This window comes from Sphingobacterium anhuiense (assembly GCF_042686355.1).
Taxonomy (GTDB): Bacteria; Bacteroidota; Bacteroidia; order Sphingobacteriales; family Sphingobacteriaceae; genus Sphingobacterium; species Sphingobacterium anhuiense.
On the sequence record NZ_JBHUPE010000005.1, the window covers coordinates 393,231 to 414,357 of the forward strand.

The window sequence follows — 21,127 nt, forward strand, 5'->3', positions numbered from 1 at the left end:
ATTTTTTATATCTTAGGAATAGTAAACTAAATATAAACCTGAAATCAATTGATTTATCATATCCTGATCCTTTAATGTTAAATTATTCATTTTAATTGGTGGGGATAGTTATAGGTAAACTTTTGTAATGGCAATCAACGCCTACATTATGATGAATAGACAAAAATTTATTAAAACCTCTACATTATTAGCGGCATCTGCATTATTTTTTAAAAGAACAAAGGTGTTGGCAGATTCTAAAAAAATACGCATTGGTGTAATCGGTGTAAATGGGATGGGATGGTCCAATTTGACCGCAATATTAAAAAATACAAATGTAGTTTGCACTGCACTTTGCGATGTAGATGAAAATGTTCTAAATAGCCGTGTTTCCGAATTGGAAAAGCGTGATATAAACGTTAAGACATATATTGATTATAAGCAATTATTAGCAGATAATAATGTTGATGCTGTGATTATAGGAACTCCCGATCATTGGCATTGTTTGATGATGGTGGATGCCGTTACGGCGGGGAAACATGTCTATGTAGAAAAACCGATTGGCAATTCGATCAAAGAATGCGAGCTTATGGTAGCCGCCGCTCAAAAGTATAATGCTATTGTTCAAGTAGGGCAGTGGCAACGAAGTCAACAGCATTTTGAGGATGCTATGAAATTTCTACATGCTGGTAGTCTCGGTAAGGTAAGAATGGTTAAAGTATGGGCCTACTTAGGTTGGAAGAAGGATGTTCCAATTGTCCCGGATTCAGCAATTCCGGCAGGAGTGCATTATGATAGATGGTTAGGACCTGCAACCAAGAGACCGTTCAATGCAAATCGTTTTCATTTTAATTTTCGGTGGTTTTGGGATTATGCAGGTGGTCTGATGACAGATTGGGGAGTACACATGTTGGATTTTGCGTTGATCGGTATGAAAGTTTCGGATCCACGCTCGATCATGGCCGCAGGAGGAAAATTTGCTTACCCCGATGATGTTGAGGAGACACCAGATACCTTGACAACTTTATATGAGTTTGATGGGTTTAATGTGCAGTGGGAACATGCAATAGGTATTGATGGTGGACCTTATAACAAAGGTCATGGTGTGGCTTTTATAGGAAACAATGGTACTTTAGTACTGAATAGACAGGGTTGGGAAGTATTGCCAGAAGGGGATCGAATGGCTGCTGTGCCATTTCAAAAATCAAAAGATAATGGTTTGGAAAGGCATATGGACAACTTTGTTGAAGCAATTCTTACGCGAAATAAAAGTATTCTGAAAGCCCCTGTTGAAGCGGGTGCACATATTGCCATTTTATCTCAAATGGGAAATATTGCATACAGAACAGGTAAAAAATTGTACTGGGATAAGGACAAACGTCAGTTCTCAGATAAAGAAGCGAATAAGTATTTGGCAGCAAATTATCATAATGGTTATTCGTATCCTAAAGTGTAGATATTTAGGATTGCTAGTTACTTGTGGGAAATATTAAATATTATTTTAGGATTTTTTTATTGCATTGCTATCTATTCTTCGAATAGTATTGTTAATTGTTGAGAAAATTATGCATCTACATGTTATAAGAACAAAAATATTATTTGTCTTCCTATGAGGATATACTATTTTTTGACTTTTTATTGTAAATCTATAGCATTAAAATTATTTGGGTTTTCCTTGTTCTCATCTACTTTTTTTAGAATGTATGAATTGACGGTGTAACTTTTTGATCAAAAATATGATCTTTTAGATTTTATATAGTTGTTACAATAACTGTTGCATAATTTAAGAGAATTAAAAAACTATATCTGAACATTTTTAGTAATTTTTATTAGAAATAATTACAGAAGTTGATTTTAAGTTGTTTGAGTTGTTATATTATTCTTTTAATAGAAGAAAGATTCTTTAGCATTGTTTTTTATTCTCAAAATTATCAAAAAATACAAAGTACTATTTGTTCCATGTTTACATCATATTTTTCTTTATTAAAATCTAGTTGTTATATTTAGATCAACCAAATAATAAATTTTTGTAAAGTTTAATTCTTAACATGCTATGAAAACTCTCCAATTTAATGTGCCGACAACACAAGGACAAAGCTTAACGATACAAGAAGATGTAATGGATTCATTTTATCCGTATTTGCATAAGCATCAGGAGGCACAATTGATGTGGATAAAAAAAGGTCAGGGCGTTTTGGTTGTTGAAGATACTTTGCATCCTTTTAAAGAAAATGATATATTTTTTTTGGGAGCAAATCAGCCTCATGTATTTAAATCGATGTCTCAAAATGGCTTATTTAATGAATCAAGATCAATTTCTATCTTCTTTGATCCGCACGGAAAGTTGAAGTCCTTGTTTTCATTAGGTGAGTTTGAGTCTCTGAATCATTTTATTAACAGTAATTCTCGTGGATTTAAAGTTCCAGACGCTTATTTTAATCAAATTTCTGAAAGAGTCGTGCAATTAAAGAGTGCAGATGAGCTCGATAAATTGATGCAGTTCTTTTATTTGTTACGCTCTTTAGCTATGATTTCTAAAGAAACAGATCCCCTTTGTATAGAAAGAATTGAATTTAATCAGGATGAGCCGATTGGTGTTAGTCGAATCAGTTTAATATGCAATTATATAAAAGAGAATTTTAAAAAGGAACTGAGTTTAGAAGATGTGGCCAACTATGCAAACTTAACCCCGCAGGCCTTCTGTAGGTATTTTAAAAAGCATTGTGGAGTAACTTTTGTATCTTACTTAAACCGCATTCGTATAAAGGAAGTCTGTAACCACTTAAATGAAGGTGATCTAGAGAGTGTATCCTTTATTGCCTATAATTGTGGTTTTAATAGCATCACTAATTTTAATCGTGTTTTTAAACAAGTAAGAGGGTGCAATCCGAAAGAATATACGGATAATTACAAAAATACTGTTTTTACTGGAATTTAATAAAAATGTATCTTGCTGGATAATGCTGCTGTAGAGCTATAATAATATTTAACATTTAATGTTAAAAAACTGCTCATCTTTGTTAAGATAAGGTTAAGATTCAAAGGTTACTATTGATAACTTAGTTATTACATAGACATGATAAACTAACATTTGAATCACTATTTTATGAAAAAAACAGCTATTACATTTCTAGCGGCTAACTTGCTGGTCAGTTCGGCTATTTATGCGCAGACCGTACTGAAAGGTAAGGTGGTCGGTCAAGATGGAAAACCAATCCCAGGGGTTTCCATTTCCTTACAGGACGGTACAGGAACACAAACTGGGCCTAATGGTGATTTTTCTATTTCATATAGACAATCCGGTATCTTAAATGTTTCGGCTATTGGTTATGAACGAAAACAAATTAACCTTACAAATCAAACCAACCTCTCTATTACATTAGCCTCAAATACGGAAAGTTTGGACGAAGTGGTGGTGACAGCCATGGGTATTTCAAGAGATAAAAAATCTTTGGGATATGCCGTTCAAGAAGTAAAAGCCAAAGAGTTGACTGATGCTGGGCAATTAAGTGTAACTGGAGCTTTAACAGGTAAGGTTGCTGGGGTACAGGTAAATCAATTTGGTGGAGCAGTAGGTTCTTCTGCGAGGATCTCTATTCGAGGAAACACATCACTTTTAAATGATCAACAACCTTTAATTGTAATCGATGGAGTACCAATTACTAATAATTCACAAAGAAGTGGGGATAATACCTATGGAGGTGTTGATTATGGTTCGGGTTTAAATGATATCAATCCAGAAGATATTGAAAATATTACTGTATTAAAAGGTGGATCCGCAGCTTTATACGGTATGCGAGGTGGTAAAGGTGTCATCATGATCACTACTAAGTCCGGTAAGCGCGCTAATAATGGTGTGCAAATATCCTATGATGCTAATTTCAGTATAGATAGAGCATCAACGATTCCAAAGTATCAAAACCTTTACGGCCAGGGGTCACGCGGTGACGAATATAATTATGGACTTTTAGCTAAGGGAAATGGATTAACTTACCAACAATTTGCGCAAGATAGTTCTTTTTCATACGTGGATGGGGCTGGAGGAGGAATAAATGATGGATTTGATGAATCTTGGGGACCTCGTTTAGATATCGGATTAATGCTTCCTCAATTCAATAGTCCTACCGTTGATGGGGTTAGACAAGCTACCCCTTGGATTTCCCATAAAAATAATGTTAAAGATTTTTTTCAGACAGGTTTTTCTCAAAATCATAACCTCTCCTTATTAGCTAAAAGCGATCGTTCGTCAACCCGTGCTTCAATATCTTTTAGAGATCAAAAAGGAACAGTTCCAAATACGGATCAGAAGAAATACACAGCTCAACTGAATAACGAATATAAGATCAGTGATAAGATAACATTCGACATTATGTCGAATTATACCCGGACTGAAAGTGATAATTTGATTATGCAAGGATATGATGGAGCTAATCCTATGAATGGATTGATTTGGTTCGGTAGACAAGTCGATATGAAAGATCTGAAAAGAAATTGGGATCAACGTGATGCTCAAGGTAATTATACCTATTATAATTGGAATTCGAATTATCATATGAATCCATATTATACGATGAATGAATCGCTAAACTCTTTGCAAATGAATCGTATTTTTGGAAAAAGTTCGCTTTATTATCAACCCTTTGATTTTTTGAAATTTGAGGGGCGAGTAGGTGTAGATTATGCTAACGCTAAGAGGTTTGAACGAAATTACTTCAATTTTGACCATTTGAATGGTAGTTTTAGCGAAAACAAAAATAATAGAACAGAGTTTAACGCTGATTTTATAGCAAATTTTAATAAACAATATGGGGATTTCAACATATTAGCTACAGCGGGTGCAAATTACCGCGATTATCAAATGAATCTAAATACACTTGGAGCAACAGGTCTGAATGTCCCTGGAGTTTATACGATCGCGAATAAGATTGGACCTGCTGAAACAATAATGGATAATGAGCACAATCGCTCTAATTCCATTTATGGTCAGGCATCCGTTGGCTGGCGAGATCAATTATATGTTGATGTGACTGCTCGAAATGATTGGTCTTCAACTTTAACAAAGTCATTCTTTTATCCATCAGTAAGTATGAGCTGGATCCCAACAACTTCTTTTGAAAGTATTAAAGGGGATTTCTTGTCATTTATGAAATTGAGATTGAATATTTCAGAGGTAGGTAATGCCACAGATCCGTATCGCAATAGAAATTATTATTATGCACAAACTGATGCATTTAATGATTTAGCGCAGATGTATAAAAGCATGACATATGCGATTGAGAATTTGGTTCCAGAATCTATAAATACTTGGGAAACAGGAGTAGAATTAGGATTGTTCAATAATCGATTACATGCCGATTTTACTTATTATCATAAAAATGCGAAAAATCAATTACTTCCTGTAAATACATCAAATACAGTAAGTTTTACAAGAATGTTCTTGAATGCGGGTAATATTGAAAGTAAAGGTGTTGAACTTCAATTACGAGGTGATATTCTAAAGAAGGAAACTGGTTTGAATTGGACTGCGACAGCAAACTTCTCAAAAGATAAAAGTAAAGTTTTAGAATTATATCCAGCTCTAGATTTGAAGGATTATCAAATTGGATGGACTTGGGGGATTGCCAATATGGCTAGAGAAGGTCAACCATGGGGAACATTAGTAGGACCAGGATATGATCGTGTTGAAGATGGAGCAATGAAAGGTGCTATTAAGGTTACAAGTGCAGGTTTAGTTCAAAGTAAAGCTGCGCAAAATATAGGCAATGTTGTTCCAGATTTTTTAGCAAGTTTACGTAATGATTTTACTTATAAGGACTTTAGTTTTGGCTTTATGTTGGATTTTCGTAAAGGTGGAGACATTTGGTCACAAACGATGTCACATGGTTATACAACGGGTGTAGCAGAGATTACAGCAGCCAATGGAATACGCGAACGTGCAATACTTGCAGGAAGAGATGTAATGACAAATGAACGCTTTGCGATGTCTGATGGTAAGGGTGGATGGATAGAAAATAATATTGAAACGACCGCTCAAGATTGGTATGAGGGTGGCGGTATTGCAGCTATGTATGTTTTTGATGGTTCATTTTTGAAATTACGGGAAGCCTATTTTACGTATAATTTACCTCAACATCTTTATAGTCGAATTAAAGGGATAAAACGGGCAAATCTATCTGTAATCGGATCTAATTTGGCTTTGCTTTGGGTAGATAAGTCAAATACCATGAGAATAGATCCTGAATCAGGAGGTGTTTCAAGTGATTCTAGGGGTGTTGGTTTTGAACAAGCAACGGTTCCAAATTCTAGAAGTATTGGTTTAAAACTAGGATTTACTTTTTAACCTTTGTTCCGTTCGGTAAAATGATATTTCAATTGAATTAAAGAATCAGAAAGATGAAAAAAATACTATTTAATATAAAATTTGCTTCGATACTCGCGATAGTTTGTCTAGCAGGTTGTACAAAAGACTTTGAGAAAATTAATACGGATCCAGATGCATTACCTGATGTTCCACCTCAAAATATGTTGATCAATGTACTCCGTAATGCAGGAGAACAATTTGGCGGGGATATCGACGGTTATGGCACCTTTGCTGGTTATATTGTTAAAATTCAATATCCGGACAATATGAGTGGGTTGATTCCGACCAATAATTCTTATGGAAATCGTTGGGCTGCTTGTTATTATAACATTACGCAGATGAATGATCTTTTAAAGAAAACCGAAGAACGAGCGCAAGCATTTAAGAATGTAAGAACCATCGCACGAATTTGGCAAAATTATATGTGGTCGCATTTATTGGATGGGTGGGGGGATATCCCGTATTCTGAGGCGTTTAAAGGGATGCCAGGAGATGGGAGTTTGTTGAAACCTAAATATGATAAACAAGAAGATATTTTTCCTGCCGTGTTAGCTGATTTGAAAAAGATTGCAGATGAAATGGATAAAGGGATTGGAGAAGATATAATTGGAAATTATGATATTATTTATAATGCAGATAATAATACAGCATTAGATGTGGAGATGTTAAGATGGCAGAAATTTTGTAATTCTTTGCGTCTTCGTATGGCTATGCGTATTTCTGCGGTATCACCAGCTCTCGCCAAATCGACAATTGAAGAGATTGCTGGAAATAAAGATAAATATCCAGTTTTGGAAACTAATGCCGAAAACTGTTATTTATATTATCCAGGGACACTACCATATATGGAACCCTGGTATAAATCTGGTATCAATGGGAAACGTATTGATAACTGGGGTATGTTTGACATATTTATAAATTACTTAAATGAAGTTGAAGATCCAAGAATTGCTTCAGTAGCACAGAAGACAAATGGGGGAACATATGTTGGTTATCAAAATGGATTAACAACATCGCCTAGTCCTTTAAGGTCGGTATCATGGATCGGTGAGCATTACATTAATAATGCAGGAGGATATACACCATTTTATCGATCAAGTGAAACCTATTATATATTAGCGGAAGCAGCAATGCTAGGTTATAATGTTGGAACAACAGCCGAAGTGGCATATAATAAGGCGGTCATGATTTCCATGGAAGATAATGGCATATCTGAAGCTGATGCAAAGGCCTATTTAGCAGGTAAAGGAAAGTTCAATAATACAAAGGAGAGAATATGGTGGGACATGTGGGTCGCCCTGTTTAAGGAGAATTACGAGGGTTGGGCACTCTACAGAAGAACAGGGATTCCTTCTACAAATTATCCTTCTTTAAATTCAGTATTTAAAGGAAAACATGATGATCAACCATGGCGATTGCCTTATCCGAATAATGAATATTTATACAATAAGGTTAATACGGAGGCTGCAGCAGCTGGAGTGGTTGACCAATCTTGGGGTAAAAGATTGTGGTGGGCAAAAGATAATGGCAAGAACTAAATTTCATGTGTTTATGTTTTCTGAGGAGCGGGGTGACAGAAGTCACCTCGCTTTTCTTTTACAGTTAATTGATATTACAAAATAGAGATCAACATAGTCTTTGGTTTGGTACCTCAAAGGACTTTTTAATCTGCTATAATTAGAATCCCTAAATAAGAAATTGTTCTAATGGCTCCTTTGTGTTAAAAAACGAATCTCTCTTAATGATCTCCATAACCAACATCATCCAGTTTACCTTTAAACACTTTAAATTGGATAATGAAATAAACAATAACCAATACAGCGGCAACAGAAAACCATCCCAGCCCAACAGATAATCCATATTCGTGTGCTGCAACATTCTGCACAGTCAAGGAAGGATTTACGTTATTGGTCGAAGGTAGTAAGATTGGGAACATGGATGCGATAGTAGATCCGAAACTTCCGAAGATAAATAGGGCCGAAAATATAAATCCTGATAAGTCTTTTTTGAATTTTTTAATTTGAAACTGTCCAAATAGTCCAATACCAGCAATGATCGGGAAAATCCAAAGCCAGTAATAAGTTCCAAAATTATGCAGTGAAATTGGTTTCACATAGTGCCACACAAAAGCAGATAAGATTACTAAAAATAATAATACAAAGTTGAGCTTAAATATGACATCTTTTAATCGCTGGCTTAAAGAGCTCGAAGTTTTTAATATAATCCAGTTAGCGCCGTGAATAGTCAGTGTAACAACTGCGACTAGGCCTAATAATATGGTGAACCAGTCAATGATACCCTGATGTTCTGCCAGTGGATCAAATGTTGGGTTCCAAAGTGCCAAAAAGAAATAATGTGGTTCCTGTGTAGAGACACCATTTTCGACCATTCCAAGGTTTACTCCCCGGACAACATTACCTAAAGCCGCTCCAAAGAATAAAGCAAGCAGGAGGCTGGCTAAGCCAAAAGCCTTGTCCCAAAGCGCTTCCCACATGCGGTTATGCACCTGGCCTCTTAATTCTAAACTTATGGCTCGAAAGATAAGTAACCAAAGAACAAGCATCAGGGGTAAATAGAAGCCACTGAAAGCTGAAGCATATAATGTCGGGAAAGTAAAAAATAAGACCCCTCCCGAAGCGATAAGCCATACTTCATTAGCATCCCAAAAAGGTCCGATAGAATTTGTTACTGCTTTTCTTTCTTCTTCTGTCTTCGCAAAAAAGAGATGAACAATTCCTGCTCCAAAGTCATAACCATCTAGAATAACATAGATTCCCAGCATGATCATTAATACGATAAACCAAAATATTTCCATGATCAATTACGTTAAGGAGATTTGAGGCTCAGGACCTTTTCTTATTATTTTTAACACAAGCATTAAAAATAATAATCCTAATAATATATATAGTCCAACAAACCCGAGTAAGGTAAATAGGGCGTTACCAGAAGAAACGGTTGGAGAAACGCCATCTACCATGCGCATCAGGTTGTACACAAGCCAGGGCTGTCTTCCTAGTTCAGCTGTATACCATCCTGCAGTATTAGCGATATAGGGAAAAGGAATCATAAACATGATGATCCAGAGCAACCATTTTGTCTGAAATAATTTGTTTTTCCAAAGTAAAAACGTGGCCGTTACCATTATTGCAATAAAAATGGTACCTAGGCCCGCCATGATATGATAACCATAATACAGTCCAGGTACATTGGTAGGATGTGTAGATTCGTCAAATTCATTCAAACCCTTGATCTCTGCATCCCAACGTTGATAGGTAAGAAAGCTAAGGACATTTGGAACAGCAATTTTGTTATCTAACTTTTTATTTTGCATATCTGGCTGACCAATAAGTACGATTTCTGATCCCCCTTTTTCCGTCTTAAAAATACCTTCCATAGCCGCAAAGGTGACCGGTTGATATTTGACAACATTCTTAGCGGCCATATCGCCTGTTGGAAAAGCAACTACAATAGAGGATATAACACCGAAAATGACACCAGTTTTAACGAACATTTTTCCAAATTTGCTGTGTTTATTACTCAATAAGTAAAAAGCACCTATGGATGCTACAAAGAAAGAACTCGTAATCAGAGAACCTGCCTGATTATGTAAATAGGAAGGCCATAGCCATGGATTATTAAAAAGTGCTGTAAAGTTATTTAATACAAATTTTCCATTTTCTAATATTTCATATCCCACCGGATACTGCATCCAGGAATGGGTTGCAATGATGAGAAAACCACTCGCCCAAGAGCCGATAAATACCATTAATCCAGAGAGGAAATGGAGCTTATGGCCAAGTAGCTTTTCTCCAAAAAGAAACATCCCTAGAAAGGACGATTCTAGAAAGAAGGAGAACATACCCTCCATAGCTAATGTTTGTCCGATAATGCCACCCGTTAATTCGGAAAATTTTGCCCAGTTCGTACCAAATTGAAATTCCATTGGAATACCCGTGACGACACCCATTGTAAAGTTCAAAGCGAATATTTTCATCCAGAATTTTGCAGCATGATTGTATTCTTCAATTTTCGTTCGTAAGAATTTCCATTTGAAGTAAACGATCATCAGGGAGAGGCCCATCGTTAATTGCGGAAACAGGTAGTGAAAGGTAATGGTGAAAGCAAACTGTAACCGATTGTAAAGTATCATGTCTTCCATACGACATTATATGAGGTTAAAATATAACCTAAATATAATTGTTTTTTATATGGGAAACAATAAAGTGCTTTTACTTATTTGTTATAATTTTTATAAACCATCCTGCAGATTGAGTGGGATGCGCAATGGCTATTATATAATATGAAGTGCTTGTTGATTTTAAGGTATTTATTGGCTGAATAAAGGTTATCAAATAATAATCTTTAGTAAAGCAACATAGTTGCATTTGTGATATTATTTATTATATTTGCAACATAGTTGCGTATATGGCGACTTTGAATTGTTTTACTTAAATCAAAATCTAATCATGAAAATGAAATTTATCAAACGTATTGCTGTAGTGCTATTGGCTTCAGTGGTTTTTTTAATTGGAGTATCGTCTTGTAAAAAGGATGAACAGGTTCCTGTTGAGAAGGAAGAAATTAGGGCATCTCTACAGTTTACGGAGCTTCAGGGAACCAAAGGGGCAGGTCATGGAGACCATTTTCACGGTGTAACCACTGCGAAGGAAGGTGCTGTTACTACTGTAAACTTTGATGCCTCTGGTAACGCTTTAACAAAAGGTGCGATTAACTTAGATGCTGAGCTCGCTTACAAAGTGGATTTAAAAGTTTACGATGAAAAAGGAATAGAAATTCAAGATAATTTTGTGAAGAATCAGGCAACAGCTGGTGAGTACAAGGCATTTTTAATAGGAGACAAATTAATCGCAAATGCAAATACGGAGACAAATGGAGGTGCTATTTTTCAACCACGAGAAACGGATTATGCTGATGGAACTAAAGTTAATGGTAAATATGAGATGACAGGCCTGAAGGCATTTTTTACGTTGGGCTCTGAAAACAAAGGAAAAACGAAAAAACTAATTTATTCCTTGCGGAAAATAGAGCCTGGAGTAAAAGCTACGATTGAACGTGTCGATTTACTTGATCAAGGCTATGCTGGCAAATTTAAAGGTGCAAACGTGCTCGAATTAAAATTTGATATTAAATAAGGTTTTTTATTTCACCTGAAAAGGTAAAGAGGTGTAACCATTTTGATTACACCTCTTTTACAACATATTGCGTTACTTTAAAAAGTAATTTTTCTGGTACAACGGGTTTAGTACATAAAACCCTGTTAGCCCTGTGATTTTTCTAATAGTGAAATAGCATCAAACAATACGCCAGCTTCACCTCTAAAGGTGCCTGATCCTTCAGGTTTATTATCCTTTGTGTACCACTCATAAAAGCCTTTATTTTTTATTACCCGATCCAACATCGGTTTCATTTGTTCATATGCCTCCTTTTCGTAACCATTTTTCACCAACTGTTGTATCATACGGCCACCGAACCAGGTCCAATCCCCACCGTTTTGATATCCATATGGATACATCCCTTTATTTTTGAATGAACCTGCAGGGTAAGTCGGATAGATCGTCAAGCCGATTGTAGCGGCACCGGAATCTTTCACATTTTTGACCATCTTATCTAAGGCTGTTTTTATTTGCTCCTTACTTAGTAAATTGGCTTCAATAGCAATAGCAGTACCACCATGATAGTAGATCTGATTTTCATCGAAATCTGAAGAAAATGGTGATCCATTGATATAAATATGAGGGATAAATTTTTGATTTTTTTCATCCCAAAGATGCTTCATTGTATTGGTAGCGATTTCATCGCGGATGGGTTTCCACTGGGATGCTTTTTCAGGAACAAGTTCTATATAATTATCCAATGCAATTAGAAACATTGCATTATCATAAATGTCTAATGCAATATGAGAATTTTCATCTAAATGCACACCCCAATCATGTTCAGGTTGTACATCACCCCAATCAACTGTTGTTGCGCCCCAAAGTAAACCATAAGTTTTATTGTATCGTTCATTCATTAAGAACTGGAGGGCATTTTCCATCTTGTCTTTAACGCTACTATTACCCACCTTGGTCGATAAGAAAGATGTATCCTGGGATGCGTTCACATACTTGTAAACAGCCTGAATCAAAGAAGTTTCCTGATCTGTTTCTACTGTATTTTTATGCCCCGCATAATCTGGAGCTAATACATTTGTTATCGTATAGTAGTCAGATGTGCCATTTTTTAAGCTCGCTTTTTTAACAAAGCCATCTGCAATATTCCCATCAGGCCCCTGTAGTTTCAGAAATATAAGCAATTGATCTTTGATTTGCTCATGAGGATGCACTTGTGTAGCTAAATTGATAAAGGTATTGTAATCTCTGATCCATACCTCTCCATATCCATCTCCAGCATTGAAACCGGATTTTATGGTATTGGTTGCCATATCTTTGACTAGTTGAAAACTACTGTCTTTTTTCATGTCGGCCTGCCAACTGTTTTGTGTTCCTTTGCTTCCACTTGGATTGCAGGAAAATAAAAGAGCAGAGGAAGCTATTGCAAAAAATAAGTTTTTCATATTTTTAAATGTTTAGTTTAAAATTGGTTACATTTTGAATCTTTAACGTACGATTGGATCACTTTTGCCGGCTGTTTTCCAAGGTTACGAAGTGTATATGATCCTGTTGCAGCTGGAATGGCAAATGTCTCAACATAATTAAAAACTTCCCTCATACCATTTGCAGTTGTTAATTCCACAGCCTCCCCTTCAACAAGCATCAGAATATGACACTGATTTTTTGTTTCAATCGTTACCTCTTGGTCAAAGTCATAGCGTACAACATCATAAAAATGATCCTCATGAGTAGCTAAGTGAACTTTTGTTGCTTGATCATCAATTTTGTGAAAAACAGGTTTTGCAATTAAGGTATCGTTGACTACTTGTCCTTTTCTTTCAAAATTAAGATTGTCAAAAGCACGGTCGATATTTAAAGGACGTGGTTTGCCATCCAAATCAGGTCTTACCCAATCGTACATTTTAAAGGTGAAGTTGTAGGGAGTCGCACTGATTTCTAGAACTAAATTATCGATACCCGACGAATGTACAGTACCATGTGGAATCAAGTATAAATCATGCTTTTTAGATTCAAATTTTTGAATATATTGATCTACCTCAATGGCTTCTCCGGTTTTAAAACTATGTTCTAAAGCCGTGCGAAACTCATTTTTATTGATGTCGTCTTGAAAACCCAGGTATACTTGTGCATCTCCTTTTCTGTCAACAATGTAGTAGGTTTCATCTTGGGTAAAGTTTTCTCCAAATTGTGACTTTGCATACTGCGGGCTAGGATGGCACTGTATTGATAAATTTCCTCCATCAAAGGTATCTAAGAAATTGAATCTGATTGGAAAATCTACACCAAATCTTGGTTCAGCCAGACCCAGTATATTTTTGCCTTCAGTGAACATTAATTGATCAAATGAAATTTCCAGAAGTAGATCATTAAATTTTAATGACAAGCCATTTTCCGGAACAATCATCTCAAAGGACCAGGCGTAGTTTTTTGCGCTTTGATCTATCCCTGTTAGATGATTTTTCATCCATTGTCCACCCCAAACACCGGATTCAAATGTCGGTTTTACTCTAAAATAATTAACAGACATTTCATGCAAGGTCTGTCTTAAATCAGAACCACTCATCCAAGGTAGGGTTTCGTCAGATTGTTGATCGGCCATGATTTCGATACTAGATAGGATCGAATTTTTATGGCTATTTAACGATTGCCAATCCACAAAATAATATCGTTTGTAAATCTGTTTTGGATCTTTTGAATTGCTGCATCCTAAGTTCCATGCTTTCCCAGCTCTCATGCGCTGAATTAGGACACTTTTAGGCAAATCAACATACATAATTGAAGCTTGATTATCTAAAAGAGCTGCTCCAGGTCCGTAAAAGATGATATACTCTTGGTTATTTGCGAGCATATCATGGAATTTCGCTAATTTTTCAGCGTTAAAATAAGAAGATAATGGAAGAGGAGATTTTTTTCCAAATAAGGGATCATTTCCACCAAGATAAGGTGCTACCTGATTATTAATAATCTCTTCTGATAAAAGTGCTTCATCAATAGCGATGAAGCGCGGTTTAATACCACAATTTTCAAATTCTTTTGAAATATTTTCGATGACAAATTCCCAGTTTACACCAACAAAACCATCGATGATATGTATCTTCTTGTCGTGAAATATACGGGCCAGTTTTTGGAATGAGTTTGAAATTTCACCTGTAGCAGGGAAAGCGGGCATAATATTGTACTGTACCGTTGCTGAGTCTGTAGTGATATGCATGTTAAATTATTTTGTTGAAATCTGTTAAATGTATAGATAACTTATTTACGGGCTTTATCTTTCCAATATTTCTCTATTTCTTCTAGAGGCTTACCCTTAGTTTCAGGTAAGAATAGGAGTACGGTTATAAAAGCAATCGCACAGAAGAATGCAAATAGCCAAAAAGTGTAGCGAGCTCCCCAAGCATGTAGGATGATGGGGGTCAATTGACCGATAATGGCATCTGAAATCCACATAACCAAGATACTGATACCCATGGCGCGTGCTCGGATGGAATTTGGGAAAATCTCTGAAGCAACCACAAATTTTAAAGGACCAATAGAAAAGGCAAAGAAAAACATAAACGAAAGTATCGAAATGATTAAAGCCGTATTGTTAATCTCTTGATTTGTTGCAAATAGAAACCCGGTCACAATTAAGCTGAGGGTAGCCCCCAATGTTCCAAATACATATAGAGGTCTTCGTCCCCAGTTGTCCACTTTCCATATTGCAAAGCATGTGAAAAGTACGTTTGCAAGTCCAAAGAACAATTGCGCATGATAGGAATTGCTCATCGAAATGCCTGAATCCAAAAGAATCGTCGGACCATAGTAAACAATGGCATTAATACCACTAAGCTGTGAGAATAGCGGTAAGAGTAAACCCAGTAAAAATGCTTTTCTGTAAACCGGAGAAAAAAGATCTTTTAGATTTCCTTTCGTTTCAGGTGGGCTATCTTGTAGATTTGGGAGATTAAGTTTAGCACTTATTTCAGCTATCTCAGCGTTTCTTCCAACTTTTAGTAACCAACGTGGGCTTTCAGGAACAAAATATGCTCCAATAGAAAGTAATATTGCAGGTATTGCTCCAACTAAAAACATGATCCGCCACTGTCCATGGTTTTCCGAGGGAAGATGTTGAATAATCAGATAATTACTGATATAAGCGATAAGAATACCAAAAGTAATTGCAAGTTGATAGGAAGTCACTGCTCGGCCCCTAAATTGGCTGGGGGATATCTCTGCAATGTATAGCGGAACAACAATAGAGGCAATCCCCACACCTATGCCACCAAGACCGCGAAAAAGAATAAGCATCATATAGCTCGTGCTCAGTCCACAACCTATTGCGGATACTAAAAATAGAATAGATGCAACGATAAGCGCAGGCTTGCGGCCATACCTATCGCTAAAGCTACCTGTGAAAATCACGCCCACTATACAGCCAATTAAAGCCGAACTAACAAATATGCCCTCTTGGTTTGGCGTTAGTCCAAAAAATTGTTTTACTAATGGTAACGCTCCTGCGATAACGGCCATATCAAATCCGAAAAGTAGCCCCCCTAGTGAAACGATACATAGAATAAGGATGAAAAATTTATTCATATTAAGGTTTTATAATTAGTATGTGTATACATACAAACATATATTTATTTTTTTAATAATGCAAAAAATCTTACTTTAGCCTAAGTAATAAATATGATGATTCTTAAAATAGACCATAAAAGTCCGATACCATTACATATACAGGCCGAAAATTTGTTACGGGAACTGATTAAGCAACCGGAGTATATTGATGGGAAATTATTGCCAAATGAAATTGAACTGGCTAAGCGCCTGGCAATTTCACGTTCAACTTTGCGCCTGGCAATTAATAAGTTGGTTTACGAAGAGCTGTTAATCAGGAAGAAGGGGATCGGTACTAAGGTAGCAAGTGCCAAATTCAGTTCAAAGTCCAAAAATTGGTTAAGTTTCTCCCAAGAGATGAAAAATCGGGGTCTCGAGGTGAAAAATTTTGAACTTCATGTCAGTTGGGAAATTCCTGATAAAGCAGTTGCACAATTTTTTGATGTACCAGAAGATTTGAAGTTACTAAAATTAGAACGTTTGCGGGGCAAAAAAGACGATCCCTTTGTTTATTTTATCTCTTACTTTCATCCACGTATTGGGTTGACTGGAGATGAAGATTTTAAACGTCCGCTTTATGAAATATTAGAAGCAGATTTTCATATTGTAGCCGATCTGTCTCAGGAAGAACTGGATGCGATGGCTGCTAATAAATTTATCGCCGACAAGCTTGAAATAGCTATTGGTGCACCTATTTTGTCAAGGAAAAGATTTGTCTTTGATCAATCAGGAAGGCCTATTGAATACAATCTTGGATATTATCGTGCTGAGAGTTTTACGTATACCGTCGAAAGTAGACGCGATTATTAGTATATAAAATGAATCTGGATAATTAATTATCCAGATTCATTTGTAACAAAGTTTTTATTTTTTATCTAAAGTTTCTTTAGCCCAATCGTTCATTAGTAGAATCGCTTTGCTTAAAACTCCGGCAGAGCCTTTGAACTTACCAGAACCACTAGGAACATCATTTTTTCCATACCATTCGTAAAACCCTTTGTTTTTAACAACTCGATTGATCATAGGTTGAATCTGTTGATAAGCCTCTTTTGTATAGCCGTTTAGTACTAATTGTTGGATCATTCTGCCACCAAACCAGGTCCAGTCACCACCATTTTGATAAGCATAGGGCTTTGACATCCAGCCTTTAAAAAATCCTTCTGGGTAAGTAGGGTAGATTGTAAGTCCAATACTAGGCATGCCAGATAACCGTACATTTTCTAACATTTGATCATTTACAATTTTAATCTGTTCCTTACTTAGAAGTCCCGATTCAATAGCTATGGTCGTTCCACCGTGGTAATGAATTTTATTTTCATCAAATCCTTCAGGCAATGGCGAATCTTTAGGATAAATATGTGGAATGAATTTTTGCTGTTTCTTATCCCATAGGTGTTTCATGGTGTTGATCTCAATTTCCTTTTTCAGACTTTTCCATTCGTTTATTTTTTTTGCGTCGGGCATAATATCAATAAGTGTTTTAAGAGCAATGATGTACATGGCATTGTCGTAAACATCAATCGCTTCATTGGATAGATTATTCCAGTCACAACCAAAATCATCATGTGGTTGGACATCTCCCCAGTCTGCGGTCATTGCTCCCCAAAGCAGTTTATATTCTTTATTGTATCGTTCACGATTTAAATAATCCAGCATCAGTTGAATGCGGTCCTTAACAAGTATACCACCGATGTTTTCTTCAAGAATACTATGATCTTTTGTTTTTGTAATGTATTTGCCCAGAAGTTGAATAAGTGAGGTTTCTTGATCAGTCTCTACGGTATTCTTAAAGCCTACATGTTCAGGATCGTTTTCCGAATAATAAGGAGTATCATCGTGCCAGGTGAAGTCTTTTTTCAAGACATAACCATCAACCATTTCGCCGTTCTTTTGCTGCATCTTAAAGAATACTAAGATAGCTCCTCTCACTTCCTCTTTAGTACGTTCTTCTAGTGCGGTTTCGATAAAGGTATTCAAGTCGCGCGCCCATATTTGGGAGTAGCCGCTTCCAGCATTGAAACCTTCTTTAATGACCTGTCTTGCCAGGCTGTCTACAAATATTAAATTCTTATCAGCTAAAATGGTTTTTGCGAGTTGAATATCCTCAGTTTTCTGTTTAGATGAACAGCTTGCTAATAAAAGTGCGATAGTAAAGATTGATATACATCTTTTCATAATGAATTAAATTTGGTTTATTCTGTATGTGTATACATTCAAAAGTATGAAAAATCAACGTATGATTTCAATTTTTAATGCTTTAATTTATTTAGTATTCATAATTTTACAATTATTTTCCATTTCAGTAGATTTACTGTTTACTATTTTTTAAAGCTTAATTTCGAAGTATGTCTATACATTTGAAATTTATTTTATAAGTTTGTGTGTAAACCTTAAATACGATGATAAAAAACATTTTCATATATTGTTTGGGAGTGCTGAGCTATATTTCGTGCTCCTACGCACAGCAAAAACAACATTTAACCCAATATGTTAAACCTAATATAGGTTCGGTTCATAGTCGGTATTTCTTTTATACTCCAGCGGCAGTACCTTTTGGAATGGCCAAATTAGCACCTAGTACAGATGGTAGTTATGGAAACCGCTCCGGCTGGGAGGCTGTTGGTTATGATGATAGACATCATTCAATAGCAGGATTTCCCCATTTTCATGAATTTCAAATCGGCGGAGTTGTCTTTGCACCAACAGTTGGGGAAATAAAAACCAATGCTGGTAAAGTGGATGTGCCCCATAGTGGTTACCTGTCTTCTTTTGATAAAGCAGATGAATTTGCCACATCAGGATATTATCGTGTCAAATTAAAAGATTATGATGTTCAGGCAGAATTAACGGCCACAAAACGGGTAGGGTTTCATAAATATACATTTCCTGCAACTGATTCAGCGAATGTAATTTTTGATATCGGTCATGTCATGGGGGAAAGCGGTCCCGTCATTGATGCTGAGGTCACTTACGATCAGCAACATGTATGGGGTTATGTGATAACAAGTCCGCTCTATGTGCAGAAATATCAAAAAGGAGCCGATATAAAAATGTATTTTTTTGCTGAGATTGATAAGTTGCCTGTCGCTTATGGTACCTTTTTAGATTCAGAAACTTTTGCGGATAAAAAAACGATAAAAGGTAAAGGAGCAGGTCTCTATTTACGCTTTAAGACCAAAAAAGGTGAAGCGATTGAACTAAAGACAGGTCTATCCTATAGTTCGATTGAAAATGCTAAATTGAACCTGCTTCAGGAAGCTAAAAAGTTAAATTTTGAGAAAGCTAAGAAGAATGCACTTCAGATTTGGGATGCCGAATTGGGGCGTGTTCTTGTTGAAGGAGGTAAAATTGAAGACCGGACTAAGTTCTATACAGCGCTTTATCATGCCTTATTGGGAAGAGGCTTAGCCAGTGATGTCAATGGTGCATATCCTAAGAATGACGGTAGTATCGGACAGATTCCTTTAAATGGGAAAGGTATTCCGGTACATCATCATTATAATACTGATGCCATTTGGGGAGCTTTTTGGAATCTGACACAATTATGGTCTATTGCATATCCTGATTATTATAATGATTGGATCCAAAGTCAATTGCTCGTATATAAAGATGCAGGTTGGTTAGGAGATGGTATTGCTAATAGTAAATATGTTTCCGGTGTGGGTACTAATTTTACTGGTTTGGCAATCGCTGCCGCATATAATGTTGGAATCAGAAATTATGATGTTGACTTAGCCTACCAGGCAGTTAGAAAAAATGAATTAGAATCTAAAGATCGGCTTCCGGGGGCAGGAAAACTGGATGTAGGAGTTTTTGTCAATAAAGGTTATTCCCCTTATATAAAAGATGAGACCGGCAATCCAGAGCTCTTAACTAATGGATCTCCATTTGGTGCTTCGCATACCTTAGAGTATGCCTTTTCAGCTGCAGCGGCGGCACAATTTGCGAAGTCTTTGAAACATGAGTCGGACTACAGTGTGCTCAATAAATTATCAAATGCATGGCGGACGTTGTATGATCCCTCAACCAAATTTATGAGACCTAAGGATGGTGAAGGAAGATTCATTCAAAATTTTAATCCCTATGAATCATGGCGTGGTTTTCAGGAAGGAAACGCCTGGCAATACACTTTTTATGTTCCACACGTACCGCGGGAGTTAGTAAAACTTGTCGGTCAAGATTTGTTTAATCGACGTTTAGATAGCATATTTACAATTTCGCAAAAGAATATCTTTGGAGGAGGCGCACATATTGATGCCTTTGCTGGGATTGAAAGCCTCTATAATCATGGCAATCAACCTAATTTACATATTTCCTGGTTGTTTTATTTCTCCGGACGACCGGACCTAAGTCAGAAGTGGGTACGTGCAATCTGTAATGAATTCTATGGAACAGAAGCAATACACGGTTACGGTTTTGGACAAGATGAAGACCAGGGACAATTAGGGGCTTGGTACGTGATGTCAAGCATGGGATTGTTTGATGTAAGAAGCTTAACCAGTGAAAACCCATCTTTTCAAGTTGGGGCTCCTCTTTTTGATCGTGTAACTATTGAGTTGCCTAAAACATTACGCAAAAATAAGTTTGAGATCGAGGTTAAAAATCAAGATACAAGTAGGATATATTTGGATCAGATCCAATTGAATGGAAAGATCTTGTCTGGTCAGGAGTTGCCGTTTCAAGACTTGGTAAAAGGGGGGAAGATGAGCATTGTTTTAAAGAATAAATAATAATCATCATTCATATTGTGATCCATGATGGTCCGTATTCACTAATTGTGAATATGGACCATTTTTCGTTTTAATACATTGGATTTAAATTAGGGTTTGCGGGTGATGGATACAGCTACGTACTACATCATAACGATGTTCAAGGTACGCTAATCTGCTGAAAAGGTGCCCACTTTTTCATGAACTTTAATTTTAAGTATTGATGCCTGTTTTGTTGGTTAAATTGATAAAACTTGCAGATATGTGTTAAGTATTTATTAACTTAACATGGACGTAATCAAATTCTACATTTGATAATGTATACTTAACAATTAACCAATATTGTAAAC

13 protein-coding genes are annotated in these 21,127 nt (G+C 36.3%); 7 read left to right on the plus strand and 6 right to left on the minus strand.

Going from position 1 to position 21,127, the window contains the following annotated elements:
- Positions 1-148 precede the first annotated feature (148 nt).
- From ACFS6I_RS13750 to ACFS6I_RS13765, 4 genes are all read left to right on the plus strand, one after another.
- Positions 149-1,435, plus strand: coding sequence for a Gfo/Idh/MocA family protein (locus tag ACFS6I_RS13750; protein WP_380921420.1), 1,287 nt, complete (start codon positions 149-151; stop codon positions 1,433-1,435).
- Between the two features lie 597 nt (positions 1,436-2,032).
- On the plus strand, positions 2,033-2,917 hold the full coding sequence (locus ACFS6I_RS13755) for an AraC family transcriptional regulator (RefSeq protein WP_380921422.1): 885 nt from the start codon (positions 2,033-2,035) through the stop codon (positions 2,915-2,917).
- A gap of 168 nt (positions 2,918-3,085) precedes the next feature.
- Positions 3,086-6,319: a SusC/RagA family TonB-linked outer membrane protein gene (locus ACFS6I_RS13760; RefSeq protein ID WP_380921423.1), complete on the plus strand. Its 3,234-nt coding sequence runs from the start codon at positions 3,086-3,088 to the stop codon at positions 6,317-6,319.
- A 53-nt stretch (positions 6,320-6,372) separates the two neighbouring features.
- On the plus strand, positions 6,373-7,878 hold the full coding sequence (locus ACFS6I_RS13765) for a SusD/RagB family nutrient-binding outer membrane lipoprotein (protein WP_380921425.1): 1,506 nt from the start codon (positions 6,373-6,375) through the stop codon (positions 7,876-7,878).
- Positions 7,879-8,078: 200 nt separating this feature from the next.
- On the opposite strand, the gene cydB is transcribed toward ACFS6I_RS13765, so the two are convergent.
- Positions 8,079-9,155, minus strand: a complete 1,077-nt coding sequence (gene cydB, locus ACFS6I_RS13770) for a cytochrome d ubiquinol oxidase subunit II (RefSeq protein ID WP_380921427.1) — start codon at positions 9,153-9,155, stop codon at positions 8,079-8,081.
- A 6-nt stretch (positions 9,156-9,161) separates the two neighbouring features.
- Positions 9,162-10,499 (minus strand): cytochrome ubiquinol oxidase subunit I, encoded by a 1,338-nt coding sequence (locus ACFS6I_RS13775; RefSeq protein WP_380921429.1) that lies wholly within the window; start codon positions 10,497-10,499, stop codon positions 9,162-9,164.
- Positions 10,500-10,806: 307 nt separating this feature from the next.
- Between ACFS6I_RS13775 and ACFS6I_RS13780 the strand changes: the two genes are divergently transcribed.
- The gene (locus ACFS6I_RS13780; protein ID WP_380921431.1) at positions 10,807-11,493 is read left to right on the plus strand and encodes a hypothetical protein; all 687 of its coding nucleotides are present in this window, start codon (positions 10,807-10,809) and stop codon (positions 11,491-11,493) included.
- A 125-nt stretch (positions 11,494-11,618) separates the two neighbouring features.
- Here ACFS6I_RS13780 and ACFS6I_RS13785 read toward each other — a convergent pair whose 3' ends face one another.
- Genes ACFS6I_RS13785 through ACFS6I_RS13795 form a run of 3 tightly spaced genes read right to left on the minus strand, consistent with a single transcriptional unit; the run spans position 11,619 to position 16,047 of the window.
- Positions 11,619-12,914, minus strand: a complete 1,296-nt coding sequence (locus ACFS6I_RS13785; protein ID WP_380921433.1) for an amylo-alpha-1,6-glucosidase — start codon at positions 12,912-12,914, stop codon at positions 11,619-11,621.
- 17 nt (positions 12,915-12,931) lie between these two features.
- A complete protein-coding gene (locus tag ACFS6I_RS13790) occupies positions 12,932-14,683 on the minus strand; it encodes a class I mannose-6-phosphate isomerase (RefSeq protein ID WP_380921435.1) in 1,752 nt (583 codons plus the stop codon).
- 41 nt (positions 14,684-14,724) lie between these two features.
- Positions 14,725-16,047 (minus strand): sugar porter family MFS transporter, encoded by a 1,323-nt coding sequence (locus tag ACFS6I_RS13795; RefSeq protein ID WP_380921437.1) that lies wholly within the window; start codon positions 16,045-16,047, stop codon positions 14,725-14,727.
- Positions 16,048-16,140: 93 nt separating this feature from the next.
- On the opposite strand from ACFS6I_RS13795, the gene ACFS6I_RS13800 reads away from it, so the two are divergent.
- On the plus strand, positions 16,141-16,878 hold the full coding sequence (locus ACFS6I_RS13800; protein ID WP_380921439.1) for a GntR family transcriptional regulator: 738 nt from the start codon (positions 16,141-16,143) through the stop codon (positions 16,876-16,878).
- A 54-nt stretch (positions 16,879-16,932) separates the two neighbouring features.
- On the opposite strand, the gene ACFS6I_RS13805 is transcribed toward ACFS6I_RS13800, so the two are convergent.
- Positions 16,933-18,243 carry a hypothetical protein gene (locus ACFS6I_RS13805; RefSeq protein WP_380921441.1) on the minus strand — a complete coding sequence of 437 codons (1,311 nt, stop codon included), beginning with the start codon at positions 18,241-18,243 and terminating at the stop codon, positions 16,933-16,935.
- 224 nt (positions 18,244-18,467) lie between these two features.
- On the opposite strand from ACFS6I_RS13805, the gene ACFS6I_RS13810 reads away from it, so the two are divergent.
- Entirely contained in the window at positions 18,468-20,798 is a 2,331-nt protein-coding gene (locus ACFS6I_RS13810; RefSeq protein WP_380921443.1) for a GH92 family glycosyl hydrolase, read from the plus strand.
- The last annotated feature ends 329 nt before the right edge of the window (positions 20,799-21,127 follow it).